The sequence below is a fragment of the Puniceibacterium sp. IMCC21224 genome (assembly GCF_001038505.1).
Taxonomy (GTDB): domain Bacteria; phylum Pseudomonadota; class Alphaproteobacteria; order Rhodobacterales; family Rhodobacteraceae; genus Puniceibacterium.
This window is the reverse complement of sequence record NZ_LDPY01000001.1, coordinates 2,263,975-2,281,838: the sequence shown is the minus strand read 5'-3', so window position 1 is coordinate 2,281,838 and position 17,864 is coordinate 2,263,975. Positions and strand designations below refer to the sequence as shown.

The following is a 17,864-nucleotide window of genomic DNA, read 5'->3' as shown; positions in this document are numbered from 1 at the left end:
CGATTGCGCGTTGCTGAAAATCGCGTGCAAATCCGGGTGACACGACGCGATATTCGCCCGGATGGTCGGCAGATTGCTGATTCATATGCGCCGCATACAGGGCAAACAGCCGTTTGATCTGCGTCGCCCGCAGCGCATCTGTGTTGTGGCGCATCGTCCTCTCCTTGCCCCGGAGGACCATGCTACATGCGATCTGTGGCGTTTTCGGTGCGAATTTGTGGTGCGGTCGCGGCAGATCTGAGCCGCATTTGCCGGGGGGCGCAGCCAAAGCGCAGGCGAAAGGCACGGGTCAGCGCCGCTGGATCTTCGTAGCCGCAGCGCAGAGCTATTTCAGCAATACTGCTGCTTGATCCTTCGACCATCTGCCGTGCGGCCGAGAGGCGAATGTGACGATACAGCACCCCCGGTGTCAGCCCCAGAGCGGCCTGGCACCGGCGGGTCAGGGTGCGCGGTGTCGTGCCCACCCGACGGGCCAGCACCCCAAGCGTCAGCGGTGTTTCCAGTTCGGTGCGCATCATGTCCAACGCTCGCCGGACCAGCGCATCACCGCGTTTGGGGGCAGGTTGCAGGGTGGGGCGGTCGGTCAGGAACAATCCTTCGACATCAAGGGCAATCGCCGGTCCCAGATCGGTGCGGATCATGTTGTGGGTCATATCGAACGCGGCCATTGCCCCGGCGCAGGTCAGCCGGTCGCCGTCGCGCAGATGTGGCGCGCGGATCACGTTGACCTGCAGAAACCGTTCGCTGAAAGCGTCCAACAGATCCCAGTGGATTGTCGCTTGTCGTCCGTGCAGCAATCCGGCGCTCGCCATCAGCCAGGCCCCGGCATCGAGACCGGCCACCAGCTGCGACTGTCCTGCCGCGCGAGCCAGCAGGCGGCGCGTTGCGGGAGTGTCATGTGCCAGGTGGTCATAGCTTGCCACGATGAACAGCCGGTCTACGGGCGTCATTCCAGCCACCGAGCAATCCGGTGACACAGTCAGCCCCGAGCTTGAGCGGACCGGCGCACCGTCCGGCGTCAGGAACCGCCAGCGATAGGCCGGGTGTGGGGCGAACGTGTTGGCCGCCCGCATCGGTTCCAGACAATTGGCAAGACACAGGTTCGAGAACCGGTCGAACAGGAGAAAGGCGATCTTGATCGGGCGTGTCGTGGGTTCTGTCTGTTTTGGCATGATTTTGGCTGTTAGCGCATGGCTCGGGTTTCTGCCAGCGCCGATGCTGCCATCAACAGCAAAGGAAAGACCATGCCGCTACAAATGTCGAAGGACGTGTTCATCACCTGCGCCGTGACCGGATCGGGCGGCACGCAGGATCGGTCGCCACATGTGCCGCGTTCGCCGCAGCAGATCGCTGACAGCGCGATAGATGCTGCACGTGCCGGGGCAGCCATTGTGCATTGTCACGTGCGCGATCCTGACAGCGGTGCGCCGTCGCGACGGCTCGACCTGTACCGCGAGGTGACCGACCGAATCCGCGACGCCGAAGTGGATGTGGTTCTGAACCTGACAGCCGGCATGGGCGGAGACATCGTTTTCGGTGGTGTTGAGACGCCGTTGCCACTGGGCCGCGGAACCGACATGGTTGGCGCGACCGAGCGGGTCGCACATATCGCTGAATGCTTGCCGGAACTTTGTACGCTGGACTGCGGCACGATGAATTTCGCCGAGGCCGATTACGTGATGACCAACACGCCTGGCATGTTGCGCGCCATGGGCCAAATGATGACCGAGCTTGGCGTCAAACCCGAGATTGAGGCGTTTGACACCGGTCATCTGTGGTTCGCCAAACAGTTGGTGGAGGAGGGCGTCCTGGATTCGCCTGCCTTGGTTCAATTGTGTATGGGGGTGCCCTGGGGCGCGCCGGACGATCTCAATACCTTACTGGCGATGGTGAACAACGTGCCGAATGATTGGAATTTTTCAGCCTTCGCGCTGGGGCGGCACCAGATGCCCTATGTCGCGGCGAGCGTGCTTGCCGGTGGCAATGTGCGTGTCGGGCTAGAAGACAACCTCTGGCTCGGCAAGGGGCAGTTGGCCACCAACGCGGAATTGGTCGAACGGGCGGTGGGGATCGTTGAAAACCTGGGGGCCAGGGTGATGACCCCGGCCGAGGTTCGGACACGCTTGGGGCTGACGAAACGTGCGCCGGTGGCACGATGAGGATTCCGGCTGCGCTATGTCTGGTGCTGGCAGGGTGCGCCAGCGCGCCGCCGCCTGCCGGGCCGGTACCGCTGCGCAATCCGACGGCGCAGATCGCGTCACAACTGGACGCGACGCCGGACCGGCTAGCCGGTGACTGGATCGTGGTGCAAGGAGCGGGGCTGGAACCGGGGACGCGTATCAGGATCGCGACGGATCAGTTGCGCGTTGAGACCGTTGATGGCACAATGATAACGTCGTTCACGTCACTTGGTCAGGGCCGCTTTCAGACCGAGGAGGGCGCGCTCTGGGTCCATTGGATCGACATCAGCGACCGCACGGCAGCGTTGGGTGATCCTGGGGGGGCACGCGTCTGGATCATGGACCGGGCAGCAACCAGCAGCCCGGACAGACTGAAGGTCGCGCGCGAGATCCTCGATTGGTACGGCTACGACCTAAGCCGCGTGATGGCGCCGTGAGCCGGGTTGTGATCACTGGCGGCGCGACGGGCATCGGCCGTGCCATTTCTGACGCCTTTGCCGGGCAGGGCGCGCAGATTGCCGTCTGCGACTCGGACGCGGCGGCAATTGCAGGCTATGCGTCAGCGCATCCGGACCACATCGCGATGGTGGCCGATGTGACGGACGAGGCCGCGATGCAGACCTTTCTCAGGACCGTCGAAAGTTTGTGGGGCGGTGCTGATGTGGTTTGTGCCAATGCTGGCACCGGCGGTCCGGTAGGCCGGATAGAGGATCTGGATTATGCCGCATGGCAGACCTGTCTGAACGTGACCCTGAACGGCACGTTCCTGACCTGCCGCTGGGCAGCGCGGGTGATGCGGGCACAGGGTTCGGGCCTGATTGTGCTGACGTCCTCGACCGCGGGCCAGTTCGGTTATCCATTGCGCAGCCCCTATGCGACCGCGAAATGGGGCGTGATTGGGCTGATGAAAACGCTGGCGATGGAACTTGGCCCGGCGGGCATCCGCGTCAATGCGATCTGTCCCGGTGCCGTCGACGGCGACCGCATGGATCGCGTTGTGGCGATGGAGGCGGCTGCCTCGAGTCAGACGCAGGAATTTGTTCGCACACAATATGTTAAGGGCGTTTCCTTGCGCAGTTGGGTCACAGCGCAGGACGTGGCGGACAGCGTTCTATGGCTCGCCTCACCGCAGGCGCGCCGCATCTCGGGCCAGACACTGGCCATCGACGGACATACGGAGACATTGGTACCATGACACAGACAGCAGCGATTATTGGCGGTGGCGTGATCGGCGGTGGCTGGGCGGCGCGGTTTGCCCTTATGGGGTGGCAGGTGCGCATTTTTGATCCAGATCCCGAGGCCGGTCGCAAGATGGACGCGATCATGGCCAACGCCGGGCGCGCCCTTCCGATGCTGTATGACACACCGATGCCCGTGCGCGAACAGATCGTGTTTTGCGACACCATCAGCGACACCGTTGTCGGGGCGGATTGGATTCAAGAAAGCGTTCCCGAAAAATTAGAGCTGAAACACAAGGTTTTTCAAGAGGTTCAGGCGTTCTGCTCGACTGACGCGCTCATCGGTTCATCGACATCCGGGTTCAAACCGTCCGAATTGCAGCACGGTGCGCGCCGACCGGAACAGATCATGGTCGCGCACCCGTTTAACCCGGTCTATCTGTTGCCCTTGGTGGAGCTTGTCCCTAGCCAGAGGAACACGCCACAAGACATTGTCAAAGCGCAGGAAATCTTGAAATCTATTGGCATGTATCCACTGCATGTCCGGGCCGAAATCGACGCCCATATTGCCGACCGCTTTCTTGAAGCGGTCTGGCGCGAAGCGCTGTGGCTGGTCAAGGACGGCATCGCCACCACCGAAGAAATAGACAACGCGATCCGCTATGGCTTTGGCCTGCGCTGGGGGCAGATGGGCCTGTTTGAAACCTATCGCGTCGCTGGCGGCGAGGCGGGTATGAAACATTTCATGGCTCAGTTCGGTCCCTGCCTGCAATGGCCCTGGACCAAGCTGACCGATGTTCCCGAATTCACCGACGACCTGGTCGACCTGATTGCCGGGCAGTCCGATGCACAGTCGGGCCATGCGACAATCCGCGAACTTGAACGTCTGCGCGACGACAACCTTGTGGCGATGATGCGTGCGCTCAAACAGCAGGGCGCTGCGGCGGGTAAGCTTTTGTTCGAGCACGAAAATACACTGCGCGCTCCGCTGACAGCGACGGTGCCGCTGATCACCCAGAACCGCAGTGTACCGGTGGATTGGACCGATATGAACGGCCACATGAACGAGGGGCGATACGGGCAGGTGTTCTCGGATGCGTCTGAAGAGGTGATGACCCATATTGGCGCCGACCGCGCCTATATCGCGGCCGGTCATAGCTATTTCACGGCTGAGACGAAAATACGCTATCTTAATGAAACCCATGCCGGAGAAGTGTTCCGTGTGGCCACCCGCGTGACACTGGCGGATGGAAAAAAACTAGGCCTTTTCCATGAGATGCGGCGCGGATCGGATGACGAAATTCTGGCAACATGCGATCAGTTTATGCTACATGTCAGCCTGGAAACCCGAAAATCCTGTCCGCCATTGCCGCCGGTACAGGCGGCGCTGGACCAGCTTGCCGCGCAACACGCAGAGTCCTGATATGCATTTTGGTCTGACCCCGGAACAAGAGATGATCGTCGATACCGTTCGCAGCTTTGTCGAGCGAGAGATTTATCCACACGAGGATCTGGTAGAACGCCAGAATTCAGTCCCCAAAGAGATTGCGCAGGAGATCCGCTCAAAGGTGCTGGACCTGGGATTCTACGCCTGCAATTTCCCGGAATCTGCGGGCGGGGCTGGTCTGGGCCACGTGGATTTTGCACTGGTGGAACGCGAGCTTGGCCGTGGCTCTATGGCTCTGACGCATTTCTTTGGTCGACCGCAGAACATTCTGATGGCCTGTACCGACGAACAGGCGGAACGCTATCTGAAACCCGCTGTGCGCGGCGAAAAGATGGATGCGCTGGCAATGACCGAACCCGATGCGGGATCGGACGTGCGCAGTATGAAGACAACCGCGCGGCGCGATGGCGGTGACTGGATTCTGAACGGCACAAAGCACTTTATCTCTGGCGCAGATCATGCTGATTTCTTTATCGTTTTTGTCGCGACCGGGGTTGATGACACCGCCCATGGCCCGAAAAAGCGGATCACCTGTTTTCTGGTCGATCTCGGTCATCCGGGATTCACGGTTCGCGCAGGATATCAAAGCGTTAGCCACAAGGGTTACGCCAATTGCATCCTTGAGTTCGATGATTGTCGCCTACCGGATGCTCAGGTTCTGGGCGCGGTTGACGGTGGATTCGCGGTGATGAACGAATGGCTATATGCCACGCGTATTACGGTTGCCACGATGTCGGTTGGCCGGGCGCGACGGGTGTTTGACCATGCGCAGTCTTACGCCGCAGACCGTCAGCAATTTGGCCAGCCGATTGGCAAATTCCAGGGTGTCAGCTTTCAATTGGCTGATATGGTGACGGAAATTGACGCCGCGGACTGGCTGACCCTTGCTGCGGCCTGGCGACTGGATCAGGGACTGCCAGCCAATCGAGAGATAGCCTCGGCCAAGCTCTATGCTTCGGAAATGCTGGCGCGCGTTACCGATGCAACGTTGCAGATCCATGGTGGTATGGGGTTGATGGACGACCTGCCCATCGCCCGGTTCTGGCGTGACGCCCGGGTTGAACGGATTTGGGACGGCACATCCGAGATTCAGCGCCACATTATCAGTCGCGAATTGCTGCGCCCCCTCGGCGCATAGCGGTTTCCGCGCTCTGGCCCTTGCGCTGGTCGGTTTTCCACGCATAGATGCATTGGATGAGCTAACCCTTTGCTTCATCTTGTCAAAACCGCGCCGTCGGCGAATACCGCGCGTCCCAAAGGCTGATGCTTTGCCATGACTCAACGACTGTCCCGTCTGATGAAGCCGCGTTCGATTGCCGTGATCGGCGGCGGAGCGTGGTGCCGCGCCGTGATCCAGGGGTTGCAGAGCATAGGGTATGCTTGGAATGTATGGCCGGTGCATCCCAGTGCCGCGATGGTGGCCGGGGTGCGCGCCTATGGCAGCGTCGCAGAGTTGCCGGGTGTTCCGGATGCGGCCTTTGTCGGGGTGAACCGGAACGCGACGATTGATGTGGTCGCGGCGCTATCGAAACGCGGAACTGGCGGGGCGGTCTGCTTTGCAAGCGGTTTCAAGGAGGTTGCGGATGGCGGCGACCTGAACGCGGCCTTGGTCGCGGCCGCGGGGGATATGCCGATCCTCGGTCCCAATTGCTACGGTTTTGTCAATGCGCTGGACCGGGCGTCTTTGTGGCCGGATGTACATGGTCTGGTTCCTGTGACCCGCGGCGTTGCGATTGTCACCCAAAGTTCCAACATCGCGCTAAATCTGACGATGCAGCGGCGCGGCCTGCCCATCGCTTATATGGTCACGGCTGGCAATCAGGCACAGACCGGATTGGCGCAGATCGGGGCTGCGTTGCTGGCGGATGAACGTGTCACCGCCTTGGGCATGCACGTCGAGGGCTTTGGTGATCTGCGCGCGTTCGAGACGCTGGCTGAGCAGGCCTGGAAATTGGGCAAGTCGATTGTGGTGCTCAAAACCGGAACATCCGATGCTGCGCGGGCGACGGCCGTGTCCCATACCGCATCGCTGGCGGGGTCGGATGCGGGGGCCGCCGCGTTGATTGCGCGGCTCGGAATGGTGCGGGTTCAATCGCTGGATGCGCTGCTGGAAACATTGAAATTGCTGCATTTCACCGGCCCGTTGCCTGCAAACCAGATTGCGGCGCTTGCCTGCTCTGGCGGTGAATCCAGCCTGGTATCCGACGCCGCCGCCCGGCGCGAAATCAAGTTTGCGCCGCTTAGCGATCGGCAGCTTGACCAGCTGGGCGCGAAACTCGGGCCGTTTGTGACGCTGAGCAATCCGCTGGACTATCATACGTTCATCTGGGGGCAGATCGACGATATGGCCCAGGTCTTTGCCGATATGATGCGCGGCGCGGCGGTGCTGACGCTCCTGGTCGTGGATTTTCCCCGCAATGATCGCGGTCAACCGCGCGGCTGGGACGAATTGATCTCTGCGGCTGCCGAGGCACGGTCAAGGGTCGGGATGCCGCTGGCGCTTGTGTCGAGTCTGCCCGACACCATGCCCGAAGAAATCGCGCAGAACCTGATTCAAAAGGGGTTGATCCCACTTAGCGGGTTGGAAACGGCCCTCGATGCGGTGTCGGCTGTGATCACGCTGGGACAAATATGGCACCAACCCGCGCCGGTGTTGCCTGCGGTCGCGCGCCCGCCCCCCCGTCTGCTGGACGAGGCGGAGGCGAAAGGCGTCTTGGCTGAATATGGCCTCGATATTCCGCAAAACGCGGTGACGAATAGTGCCGAAGCCGCGGCACAGGCGGCGGCCAACATGGGTCTGGTCGCACTGAAAGCGCGCGGAATCGCGCACAAATCCGACACCGGCGGCGTGATACTGAATCTGCGCGGTGCCGATGCGGTGCAAACTGCGGCCCTGACCATGGGCGGACAGGCGTTCATGGTCGAGGAAATGGTGCCGCCGGGTGTTGAGCTGTTGATCGGGGTCGTCGCGGATCCGGCGCATGGCTATGTCCTGACGCTTGGGGCCGGTGGCGTATTGACCGAGCTTTGGTGCGATACGCAATCCTTGCTGTTGCCGATTTCTGGCGCCGATATCCGCGCGGCCCTTGGTCGTTTGCGAATCGCGCCACGGCTGTCGGGCTATCGTGGGGCGGATCCTGTCGATATCGCAGCGGTCGAACATGCTGTTTTGGCGATACAGGACTATGTTATCGCGCAAGACGGTTGCGTCACGGAGGTTGAGATCAATCCGCTGATTGCCGGTCCGAACCGTGCGGTTGCAGTGGACGCGATCATCAGGATTGCCGACTAAAGTAAGTGGGTGTGCGTTTGCTGGACGTTTCGATTTATGGGCGTCGCGCGGTCATTGCCGCTGGCGCCACCCAAAGCCCTGACCCAGACTCAGATACAGCTGTGAGGAGAGATAAATGACTGGTCCGGTACGTACGGAACGACGCGGTGCGGTGCTCGAGGTGACGTTGGATCGGCCAAAGGCCAATGCAATTGACCTGGTGACCAGTCGTCTGATGGGCGACGTGTTCCGCGATTTTCGCGACGATGCGACCTTGCGCGTTGCTATCGTCACGGGTGCCGGAGATAAGTTCTTTTGCCCCGGATGGGATCTCAAGGCGGCTGCGGACGGCGATGCTGTTGATGGCGATTATGGTGTAGGTGGTTTTGGCGGACTGCAGGAATTGCGCGACCTGAACAAACCGGTCATCGCGGCGGTGAACGGAATCTGCTGCGGTGGCGGTCTAGAGCTGGCACTGTCCGCAGATATCATTCTGGCTGCCGATCACGCAACATTCGCCCTGCCTGAAATCCGGTCCGGCACCCTGGCCGATGCCGCCAGCATCAAGCTGCCAAAGCGTATTCCCTATCATATCGCCATGGAAATGCTGCTGACCGGACGCTGGATCGACGCCGAGGAAGCGGCCCGCTGGGGTTTGGTCAATCATCTTTACCCGGCCAAAGATTTGATGACCGAATCCCGGAACCTGGGGGATCGGCTCGCGTCTGGGCCGCCACTGGTCTATGCCGCGATCAAAGAGGTGGTGCGCCAGGCCGAGGACATGACATTTCAGGATGCTATGAACCGGATCACCAAGCGGCAATTCCCGACAGTGGATGCGCTTTATAGCTCCGAGGATCAACTTGAAGGCGCGCGGGCCTTTTCTGAAAAGCGCGATCCGGTTTGGCGGGGAAAATAACCGTCCGGGCAGGCCGTGCAATGTAATGAAGCGACCCATAACCTTACGTGACAGTTTTGGGTCGCGTCTGGTTGCCATGGAGCGGATAGGACGATGCGGCTTTAGCTCACCACCGATGGCAATCGCCAGGCGGGTGGTGTGTTTCTGCTGCGCTGGCTACAGACTACGCCGTCGATTACCGTCATCCCGACGCCGGGTAGGTTGCCGTATTGTACCGACTCGAGCATAGATTTTCCGGGGGCGTGCTGCGCCTGGTCCATCAGAACAAAATCGGCGGCCATGCCAATTTCGATCAGGCCGGTGTCCAACTCGCGGCGACGCGCTGTATTGCCGTTGGCAAAGCAAAACGCGATCTCGGCCGGAATATTTCCGAGTGACGACAACATCGCAACCATTCGCAAGATCCCGAGTGGCTGCACCCCCGAACCTGCAGGGCCATCCGTACCCAAAATGATCTGATCCAGTTTGTCCAACTCGCGCGCGGTATTCAAGGTCAGCAGGGCCGCGCGTTCATTGCCGTTGTGCACGATTTCCAGCGCCGCTGTGCAGCTTTCGCAAAGGCAAATGATCTGGTCATCGGGCAGGGCGGAATGGCCACCGTTGATATGCCCGACCACATCTGTTCCGGTCTCAAGAACCATATCCGCGTCGATCAGGCCAGAGCCGGGGATTGACGGGCCACCAGTGTGAATCGTGCTTTGAATGCCGTATTTACGTGCCCATTCGACCATTTGCCGCGCGGTCTTGCCGTCCTTGACCGACCCCAGCCCAACCTCGCCCAGCAGTTTGACACCGGCGTCGGCCAGATCTTTGAAATCCTGCTCTTCCAGCCCGTGTTCGATCACTGGCGCGCCGGCATGAACCTTGACCCCGGATGGGCGAAAGTTCTCGTACCAGCGCTGCGACGCAATCGCCATCGCCTTCAGCCCGACGATATCCTTGGGGCGTCCTGGCATATGGACTTCGCCGGCGGAAATCAGCGTCGTAACGCCACCATGCAGGGTACTGTCGATCCAATGCAATTGCTGCTGGCGCGGGGTGTAGTCGCCGACCACCGGGTGAATATGGCTGTCGATCAGCCCGGGGGCGAGCGTGACGCCATTGGCATCAATCAGGGTTGTCGCCCCCTCGGTATCCAGATCCTTTTCACGCCCCCAGGCGCTGATCTTGCCATCCAGTGCAATAATACAGTCTGCGTCGAGGATTGGCTCTTCGATCTTGCCCGACAGCATCAGGCCGATGTTCCGGATGACTAGTTTCTGCTGATTGTCTGCCATGTCGTGTCCCTCATGTTTCATTTGAACGCTAACAGGAATATTTGGCGGATCAAGGGTGATCAGTATCTGTTGTTGGGCGCTTTTGTTGAGGGGATAATTATTTGTGCACTAACAATATGGTTGGCCGGAGAGAGTTAGATGTTTCAAAGTCCCGCCGCTGCCCCTGCCGCGCCACTGGTCCGAGCCGTGACTCTGGTGCAGAAATGTTCTGATCCACATCTGCGGATACGCAGCCAGGGTACCCGATACCAGCCCATGCGCCCAAAGAATTCGGCCGTGCGTAAGCGGCCAGCGCCAAACCCGCCGCATTTGTGGTCAACAAAGCGCTTTTTGACATGTGCTGCCGGGTGGATTTTGCACCACCGTGATTTAGGGTTTGACAGAATGGGGGCAAGAGACTTCTATTCGTATACAAACGAAATTACACAGACTCAGCGAACCGTATCCGGCGAGCCGCGGAAATATACAAAAAAGCGAGGGATGATGGCCTACCATGCTCCGACCGATCTGAATGTGGCGCTGGACACTCTGGCCGGGGGCAGCGTGTCTATCGTCGCCGGGGCCACGGATTGGTTTCCCTCGCGCGGGGATCGTGCGGCCACGGGCGATATCCTGGATATTACCCGGCTTGCGGGCCTGAGTGGGGTGTCGAAGATCGACGGAGGTTGGATCATCGGGGCCACCGCCCGCTGGAGCGACATCTTGCGCGCGGAATTGCCGTCATTCTTTGGTGGTTTGCGTGCTGCGGCACGTGAGGTCGGGTCGATCCAGATCCAGAACGCGGGCACCGTTGTGGGCAATATCTGCAACGCCTCGCCCGCTGCGGATGGTGTGCCACCACTGCTGACGCTGGATGCGCAAGTGCGGATTGCGTCGAAAAATGGCGTGCGCAGCCTGCCGCTGCATGATTTTCTAAAGGGGGTGCGCCAAACCGCATTGCAACCTGGCGAACTGGTGACAGGCGTCTTTGTGCCGGATCAGCCTACATCTGCGCGGGGCGCGTTTCTCAAGCTTGGTTCGCGCAAGTATCTGGTGATCTCAATCGCCATGGTGGCTGCCATTGTCGAGATGCGAGAGGGCCGGATTGCTTCGGCTCGCATTGCGGTTGGGGCCTGTTCAGCAGTGGCGCAGCGGCTTTATGCGCTAGAGGCTGCACTGACGGGCGCTGCGGCGGACGACTTCGCCGCGCGCATCCAGCCTGCGCATCTGGCGTCGCTGGCACCTATCACAGACATGCGGGGCACGGCCGAGTACCGGCTTTCAACGATATCCGAGCTTTGCGTGCGCGCGGTGCATCTGGCCATAAAGGAGAATGCTGATGGATAAATCCCTGTCCTGGTCCGTGACGGCGTTCGAGCTGAACGGCACAATGGTCGAAGTCGAGGCAATCCCCGGCGAGCGACTGTCGCATTCCCTGCGCGAGCGGCTTGACAGTCGTGATGTCAAGGTCGGCTGCAATGCCGGTGATTGCGGTGCCTGCACGGTGCTGGTGGATGGCGCGCCGGTTTGTGCCTGCCTGATGCCGACGCAACAGGCCATGGGCGCACGTGTCGAAACGCTGGCCGGGCTGGTGCGGGGCAAGGACGAAAATGTCGCTGCCCTTATAGAAAGCTTTCAGGCGCATCAGGCGGCGCAATGCGGCATCTGTACGCCGGGCATGATGGTGTCCGCCGTGGCGTTGCTGCGGGCTGTGCCACAGCCAGATGTGGATCAGGTGCAGAATGCGCTTGGCGGAGTGCTGTGCCGTTGCACTGGCTATCGCAAGATCATTGACGCCGTGGTTGGCGCGCATGGTCCGGTGCTGGCCGAGGGGTCCGGCGACGTTGGTACCACGATCCGCCGCCTCGACGGGCTGGACAAAGTCACGGGCCGCGAACGCTTTGGCGATGATGTCGCGGTGCAGGACGCGCAGGTGCTTCGGATCATCCGGTCGCCGTTTGCCCACGCGGAATTTGTGTTCGGCGATCTGGACGCGTGGCAAAGCGCGACGCCCGGGGTCGAGGCAGTTCTGTCAGCCAAAGATATTCCCGGCACCAACCTCTTTGGGGTTATTCCGGGGTTCATTGACCAGCCGGTCTTTGCTGAAACGACGTGTCGGTTCCGGGGCGAGGCTGTCGCGGCAGTTGTTCTGACTTCTGATGCCGTGCAAGAATTTGATATTGCATCATTTCCCGTGTCCTGGACTGAAAAGCCAGCGCTGATGGATGTCCCGCAGGCGCTGGCCGACGGTGCGCCGCTGCTGCATCCGGGGCATGCGCAGAACATCATGTGCGGTGGATTTGTCCAATGTGGTGATGCGCAGGCCGCGTTGGTGCGGGCCGATATCACGGTAAGCGGCAGTTTCCAAACCGGCTTTGTCGAACATGCCTATATCGAACCCGAGGCCGGGTTCGCCTATATGGACGGCACACGGGTCGTGGTGCAGGCCTGCACTCAGGCCCCGGTAATGGATCAGGACGCGCTGATGCGCATCCTTGATCTGCCGCGCGACCAGATCCGCATTGTTCCCACGGCGGTTGGCGGTGGCTTTGGCTCTAAGATTGACGTATCGGTCCAGCCCTTCCTTGCGCTGGCGGCGATCAAGACCGGGCGCCCCGTGCGTTTGACCTACAGCCGTGTTGAATCGATGCAATCGACAACCAAACGCCATCCGGCCAGCATCACCATGTCCGTGGGGGCCACCACTGATGGGCGGCTGAGCGGCATGGCGTTTCAGGGGGATTTCAATACCGGGGCCTATGCGTCCTGGGGCCCGACCGTGGCCAACCGGGTTCCGATCCATGCGTCTGGACCGTACCGGGTTGCGGATTATCACGCCAAATCGCGGGCGATCTACACCCATTGCCCGCCGTCAGGTGCGTTTCGCGGCTTTGGTGTGCCGCAATCGGCCATCGCGCAGGAAAGCCTGTTCGACGAGTTGGCGGACAAGCTGGGGATGGATGCGCTGGAGTTCCGGCTACTCAACGCACTGGACAACGACGTGCCGACGATCTGCGGCCAGACCTTTGCGCAGGGTGTTGGCATTCGCCAATGCCTGACCGCGCTGCGTGCCGACTGGCAACAGGCGCAGGCGGATTGCGCGGCATTCAACGCCGAAAACCAAGCGGTGAAGCGCGGCGTCGGAATTGCGGCGGGCTGGTATGGCTGTGGCAATACCTCATTGCCGAACCCGTCAACCTTCAAGGCCGGAATCCGCGCCGACGGCACCATCGTGCTGCATCAGGGGGCGATGGATATCGGGCAGGGCTCCAACACTGTGATCACGCAGATTTTCGCCCGCGCCTTGGGTGTGTCGGTGATGGCTGTCACCCGTGCTGATGCTGATACAGACCACACGCCGGATGCGGGTAAAACATCCGCCTCGCGCCAGACCTTTGTGTCCGGAAATGCCGCGCGGCTGACGGGGGAAGCGCTGCGTGCTGATATCCTGCGTCGGGTCAATGCGTCAGACGCAGCAGAGCTGCGTGTGGCAGCGGGTACGATCAGCATCGTTGACGGAGGGCAGACGCATCTGATCGACCTCAGCACACTTAGCGCCGACGCCGAAGGATACACCCTGCGCGCCCAAGAAAGCTATGATCCGCCCACCAAACCGCTGGACGAAAACGGGCAGGGCGATCCCTACGCCCAGTACGGCTATGCCGCGCATCTGGCCCTGGTCGAGGTTGATCTGGCGCTGGGGACTGTTCGCACGCTACGCATCGTGGCAGCCCATGATGTCGGTCAGGCGATCAACCCGCTGCTGGTCGAAGGGCAAGTACAGGGCGGTGTCGCGCAGGGCCTTGGCATGGCATTGATGGAGGAATTTGTGCCAGGGCGGACCGAGAACCTGCACGACTACCTGATCCCGACCATCGGGGATATCCCGCCCATCGACACCGTGATCATCGAAGAACCTGACGCCCATGGACCTTACGGTGCCAAGGGTTTGGGCGAGCACGCTCTGATCCCGACAGCCCCCGCGCTCCTTAACGCGATCCGCAATGCCACCGGTGCGCGCATCACTCGTGTGCCCGCCACCCCGGCGCGGGTGCGCGCTGCCCTCAAGGAGGCTGGACATGCCTGAAGACGCATCCCCCAAATCTGAAAAGATCCGCTGCGACGCCTGCCCGGTGATGTGTTACATCGCTGACGGAAAATCCGGTGCATGTGACCGCTACGCCAACCATGGCGGCGAACTCGTGCGGCTGGACCCGCTGACCGTGATCGAACGCGGCGTGCCTGCCGTGGCCTTTCTGGACCGGGGCGAAAATGCGCAGGACTGGGACGGCGACGTGATTCAGGGCCATCGCCAGTTTGTCACGGCTGTCGGGGCCGGGACCACCTATCCCGATTACAAACCCGCGCCGTTTATCGTCAGCCAAGAGGTCGATGGCGTCGATATGGTCACCGTCGTGACCGAAGGCATTTTCAGCTATTGCGGCGTCAAGGTTAAGATCGACACCGACCGGCACATCGGTCACGAACGCGCCATCGTGCGCGTCGATGGCGAGGCGATCGGCCATGTCATGACATCGGAATATGGCTCAAAAATGCTGTCACTGGGTGGGGTTGAACACCTGACGGGTGGGTCCAAGAAAGAGGGCCGCGTGACCTGCGACGCACTGCTGCGCCTATGCAATCGCGAAGCGGTGACCATGCAGATCGACGAAGGTGTGGAACTGATCGTGCAGGCCGGGCAGGCGCCGGTGATCAACGGTGAGCCGGAGAAACTGATGCGCGTCGGCTGTGGCTCTGCCACCATCGGCATGTTTGCTAAACAATGGTACGGCCATGTCGACGAGGTTGTTGTGGTCGACGATCACATCACCGGTGTCCTTAGCGAACACGAAGCCGGGCGCGGTCTGGATATGCGGGCCTCGGGGATCAAGGTCAAAGGCCGTCGATCTACGCCGGGGCGCTATTTTCAGGTGGCCGAACCCGGTACTGGATGGGGTGGCACCAATGTGCAGGATCCACTGACGATCCTGAAACCCGCCGATCCCAAGCTGGCCTGGCCGGGACTGCGGCTGCTGATGATTTCGACCACCGGCGAACAATGGGCCTATTTTGTGCTGGACGATGATCTGCAACCGCAACCTGCCGAAATTTCGCCACCGCTGCTGGCTGTGGCGGAACGCATCGCTGAAAATTGCGAACCGTCGCTGTGTTCGGTTTTGTTCATGGGCGGCGCGGGCGGCAGTCTGCGGGCTGGCGTGACGGAAAATCCGGTGCGTCTCACGCGGTCAGTCAAGGATGCGCTGACCTATGTGTCCTGCGGCGGGGCCGAGGCCTATGTCTGGCCCGGTGGCGGCATAACCGTGATGGCGGATGTGATGGAAATGCCAACAAATTCTTTTGGCTACGTGCCGACGCCTGCGCTGGTTGCACCGATCGAATTCACGCTGCGGGCGTCGGATTACAGCGCGCTTGGCGGGCATTCGGACCATATTCAGCCGCTCGATACGGTGCTTAGCCCAACTATCCGCAAACTGCTGCCCAATGACAGTCAGCCGGATCCTCATGCCCGGCAGAACTATCGCTGGCCCAGCCGACCGAGGGGCCGAGGCTGATGCAATCGGCCCGTCTGTCCAACGGCACCCGCCTGCATTTGCACCATGGCCCGATTGATCTGGTCATCGGGGCCGAAGGAGAAGCCGGCGCGCGGGAACACGCTTTTGCAGCGGCTGAGCGGCGCTTTGCCACCATTCTGTCCGAACTGGTGCCAGAACTGCCGCTTTTGCGCAGCAACGTCGGACCGGACCTGAACGGTGCAATTGCCCGCCGGATGGTTGCGGCTGTCAGACCCCATGCAGCGGACGGCTTTGTCACCCCGATGGCGGCGGTTGCCGGCGCAGTGGCTGAAACGGTTCTGGCCGCCATGACCGATGCGGTGCCGCTATACCGCGCCTATGTGAACAACGGCGGGGATATCGCGCTGCACCTTATGGGGGACGCACGCTTTGCCGTGGCGATGGCCGCGTCTGCGGGGCGGTCGCTCGGAGAGTTGACGCTGACAGCAACGGACCCGTGGCGCGGCATCGCGACCAGCGGGCAGGGCGGGCGCAGCCTGTCGCTGGGCATCGCGGATTCCGTGACGGTGCTGGCACAAACCGCGGCGCAGGCGGATGTGGCGGCGACGCTGATCGCCAACGCGGTTGACTTGCCCGGGCACCCCGCGATTGCCCGCGTTCCAGCGCAAGACCGTGACCCCGACAGTGACCTGGGCCATCGCCTGACGGTGACCCATGTGGGCGCATTATCCCGTTCCGAGATCGACACAGCCCTTGATCACGGGACCCGCCGGGCGCAGGATCTGGCCGACCGCGGGCTGATCGCCGGTGCGGCGCTGTTTCTGCGTGGTGCCATGTGCAGCGTTGGCCTGCCGCGCCACAAAATTGAACAAGACCTGACCATAACTGGAAAGACCCCTGAGCATGCCTGACGTCGAGATCCGCAAGATCGCCACCGCGCTGGAAGAAATCTATCACGAAGGCGGCCCGCGCGCCGAAACCCCGGTGCGCCGCGCCGCCGCGTTGGCGGTGATCAAGAACCCGTTTGCCGGCAGCTATGTCGAAGACGTGCAATCGTTTATGAAGGATCTCGAACCGCTGGGCCTTGAGCTGGCGCAGCGGTTGGTAACCATGCTGGGCGGTGATCCCAAGGTGGTGCAGGGCTATGGAAAAGGCTCGATCGTCGGTGCCGCAGGCGAGATTGAGCATGGCGCGCTGTGGCACGCGCCCGGCGGCTATGCCATGCGCGACGTGCTGGGCGGGGCCAAGGCGATTGTCCCCTCGGCGAAAAAGGTTGGTGCGGTGGGCACCCGGCTGGACGTGCCGATCACCCATATCGACGCCTCATATGTGCGCAGCCATTTCGATTCGATGGAAGTGGGTCTGAACGATTCCCCCCGCGCGGACGAGTTGGTCTTTGTGCTGGTGATGACAACGGGTGCGCGGGTCCACGCGCGTATGGGCGGTTTGGCGGCAGACGCCATCAAGGGTGAGGATGGATTGAGATGAGCGCAGAAATTCGCAAGATCGCCGTCTGGGTCGAAGAAACGCATCGCGAGATCGGGCGCGACATCTCTCCTCCGACGCGCAAAGCGGTGGCCGTGGCGGTCATCACCAACCCCTTTGCGGGCAGTTACACCGAAGATCTGGCACCGCTGATGGATATTGGTGCGGAACTGGGTGGCTTGCTGGGTGACCGCTGTGTCGCGGCGCTGGGAATCACTTCGGCGCAGGCGGAAAGCTATGGCAAGGCCGCGATGGTTGGCGAAAATGGTGAACTGGAACACGCCGCAGCAATCCTGCATCCCAAACTTGGCGCACCTTTGCGCAAAGCGGTGGAAAAAGGGGCGGCTCTGGTGCCGTCCTCAAAAAAGATGGGCGGGCCGGGGCAGGTTCTGGACGTGCCGTTGGGGCACAAGGATGCCGCATATGTGCGCAGCCATTTTGACGGCATCGAAGTACGCCTGAACGATTCCCCGCGTGCGAATGAAATCATGGTCGCTGTGGCCGTGACCGATTCCGGGCGCCCATTACCGCGTGTCGGCGGGCTGACCCATGCCGAGGCTGAAGGCAAAGACGGGCTGCGTTAGGTACGAATAA

Annotated in this window: 15 protein-coding genes; 13 read left to right on the top strand and 2 right to left on the bottom strand. The window is 61.3% G+C overall.

The annotated features are described in order from the left end of the window. Nucleotides 1-182: 182 nt before the first annotated feature. Nucleotides 183-1,172 (bottom strand): GlxA family transcriptional regulator, encoded by a 990-nt coding sequence (locus tag IMCC21224_RS10530; protein WP_047995314.1) that lies wholly within the window; start codon nt 1,170-1,172, stop codon nt 183-185. A gap of 72 nt (nt 1,173-1,244) precedes the next feature. Here IMCC21224_RS10530 and IMCC21224_RS10525 point away from each other — a divergent pair, with 72 nt between their 5' ends. The 7 genes from IMCC21224_RS10525 (at nt 1,245) to IMCC21224_RS10495 (ending at nt 8,995) form a co-directional block, all read left to right on the top strand. Continuing rightward, the gene (locus IMCC21224_RS10525) at nt 1,245-2,159 is read left to right on the top strand and encodes a 3-keto-5-aminohexanoate cleavage protein (protein ID WP_047997031.1); all 915 of its coding nucleotides are present in this window, start codon (nt 1,245-1,247) and stop codon (nt 2,157-2,159) included. Next, nucleotides 2,156-2,617, top strand: coding sequence for a lipocalin (locus IMCC21224_RS10520; protein ID WP_047995313.1), 462 nt, complete (start codon nt 2,156-2,158; stop codon nt 2,615-2,617). Before IMCC21224_RS10525 ends, IMCC21224_RS10520 begins: the two co-directional genes overlap by 4 nt. Then, complete coding sequence (locus IMCC21224_RS10515; protein WP_047995312.1) at nt 2,614-3,375, top strand: SDR family oxidoreductase; 762 nt, start codon at nt 2,614-2,616, stop codon at nt 3,373-3,375. Before IMCC21224_RS10520 ends, IMCC21224_RS10515 begins: the two co-directional genes overlap by 4 nt. Continuing rightward, the gene (locus tag IMCC21224_RS10510) at nt 3,372-4,781 is read left to right on the top strand and encodes a carnitine 3-dehydrogenase (RefSeq protein WP_047995311.1); all 1,410 of its coding nucleotides are present in this window, start codon (nt 3,372-3,374) and stop codon (nt 4,779-4,781) included. The genes IMCC21224_RS10515 and IMCC21224_RS10510 overlap by 4 nt, the downstream gene beginning before the upstream one ends. A gap of 1 nt (nt 4,782) precedes the next feature. Further along, nucleotides 4,783-5,943, top strand: a complete 1,161-nt coding sequence (locus tag IMCC21224_RS10505) for an acyl-CoA dehydrogenase family protein (RefSeq protein WP_047995310.1) — start codon at nt 4,783-4,785, stop codon at nt 5,941-5,943. Between the two features lie 135 nt (nt 5,944-6,078). Then, the gene (locus IMCC21224_RS10500) at nt 6,079-8,097 is read left to right on the top strand and encodes an acetate--CoA ligase family protein (RefSeq protein WP_047995309.1); all 2,019 of its coding nucleotides are present in this window, start codon (nt 6,079-6,081) and stop codon (nt 8,095-8,097) included. 115 nt (nt 8,098-8,212) lie between these two features. Further along, nucleotides 8,213-8,995: a carnitinyl-CoA dehydratase gene (locus IMCC21224_RS10495; protein WP_047995308.1), complete on the top strand. Its 783-nt coding sequence runs from the start codon at nt 8,213-8,215 to the stop codon at nt 8,993-8,995. 101 nt (nt 8,996-9,096) lie between these two features. Here IMCC21224_RS10495 and IMCC21224_RS10490 read toward each other — a convergent pair whose 3' ends face one another. Then, nucleotides 9,097-10,272 carry an amidohydrolase family protein gene (locus tag IMCC21224_RS10490; protein ID WP_156178231.1) on the bottom strand — a complete coding sequence of 392 codons (1,176 nt, stop codon included), beginning with the start codon at nt 10,270-10,272 and terminating at the stop codon, nt 9,097-9,099. A 483-nt stretch (nt 10,273-10,755) separates the two neighbouring features. Here IMCC21224_RS10490 and IMCC21224_RS10485 point away from each other — a divergent pair, with 483 nt between their 5' ends. Genes IMCC21224_RS10485 through IMCC21224_RS10460 form a run of 6 tightly spaced genes read left to right on the top strand, consistent with a single transcriptional unit; the run spans nt 10,756 to nt 17,854 of the window. Beyond that, nucleotides 10,756-11,598 carry a xanthine dehydrogenase family protein subunit M gene (locus IMCC21224_RS10485; RefSeq protein ID WP_047997030.1) on the top strand — a complete coding sequence of 281 codons (843 nt, stop codon included), beginning with the start codon at nt 10,756-10,758 and terminating at the stop codon, nt 11,596-11,598. Further along, complete coding sequence (locus IMCC21224_RS10480) at nt 11,591-14,338, top strand: molybdopterin-dependent oxidoreductase (protein WP_047995306.1); 2,748 nt, start codon at nt 11,591-11,593, stop codon at nt 14,336-14,338. Before IMCC21224_RS10485 ends, IMCC21224_RS10480 begins: the two co-directional genes overlap by 8 nt. Next, the gene (locus IMCC21224_RS10475; RefSeq protein ID WP_047995305.1) at nt 14,331-15,824 is read left to right on the top strand and encodes a hypothetical protein; all 1,494 of its coding nucleotides are present in this window, start codon (nt 14,331-14,333) and stop codon (nt 15,822-15,824) included. Before IMCC21224_RS10480 ends, IMCC21224_RS10475 begins: the two co-directional genes overlap by 8 nt. Continuing rightward, nucleotides 15,824-16,696 (top strand): UPF0280 family protein, encoded by an 873-nt coding sequence (locus IMCC21224_RS10470; RefSeq protein ID WP_047995304.1) that lies wholly within the window; start codon nt 15,824-15,826, stop codon nt 16,694-16,696. Before IMCC21224_RS10475 ends, IMCC21224_RS10470 begins: the two co-directional genes overlap by 1 nt. Beyond that, a complete protein-coding gene (locus IMCC21224_RS10465) occupies nt 16,689-17,273 on the top strand; it encodes an amino acid synthesis family protein (protein WP_047995303.1) in 585 nt (194 codons plus the stop codon). The genes IMCC21224_RS10470 and IMCC21224_RS10465 overlap by 8 nt, the downstream gene beginning before the upstream one ends. Continuing rightward, entirely contained in the window at nt 17,270-17,854 is a 585-nt protein-coding gene (locus tag IMCC21224_RS10460; RefSeq protein WP_047995302.1) for an amino acid synthesis family protein, read from the top strand. The genes IMCC21224_RS10465 and IMCC21224_RS10460 overlap by 4 nt, the downstream gene beginning before the upstream one ends. The last annotated feature ends 10 nt before the right edge of the window (nt 17,855-17,864 follow it).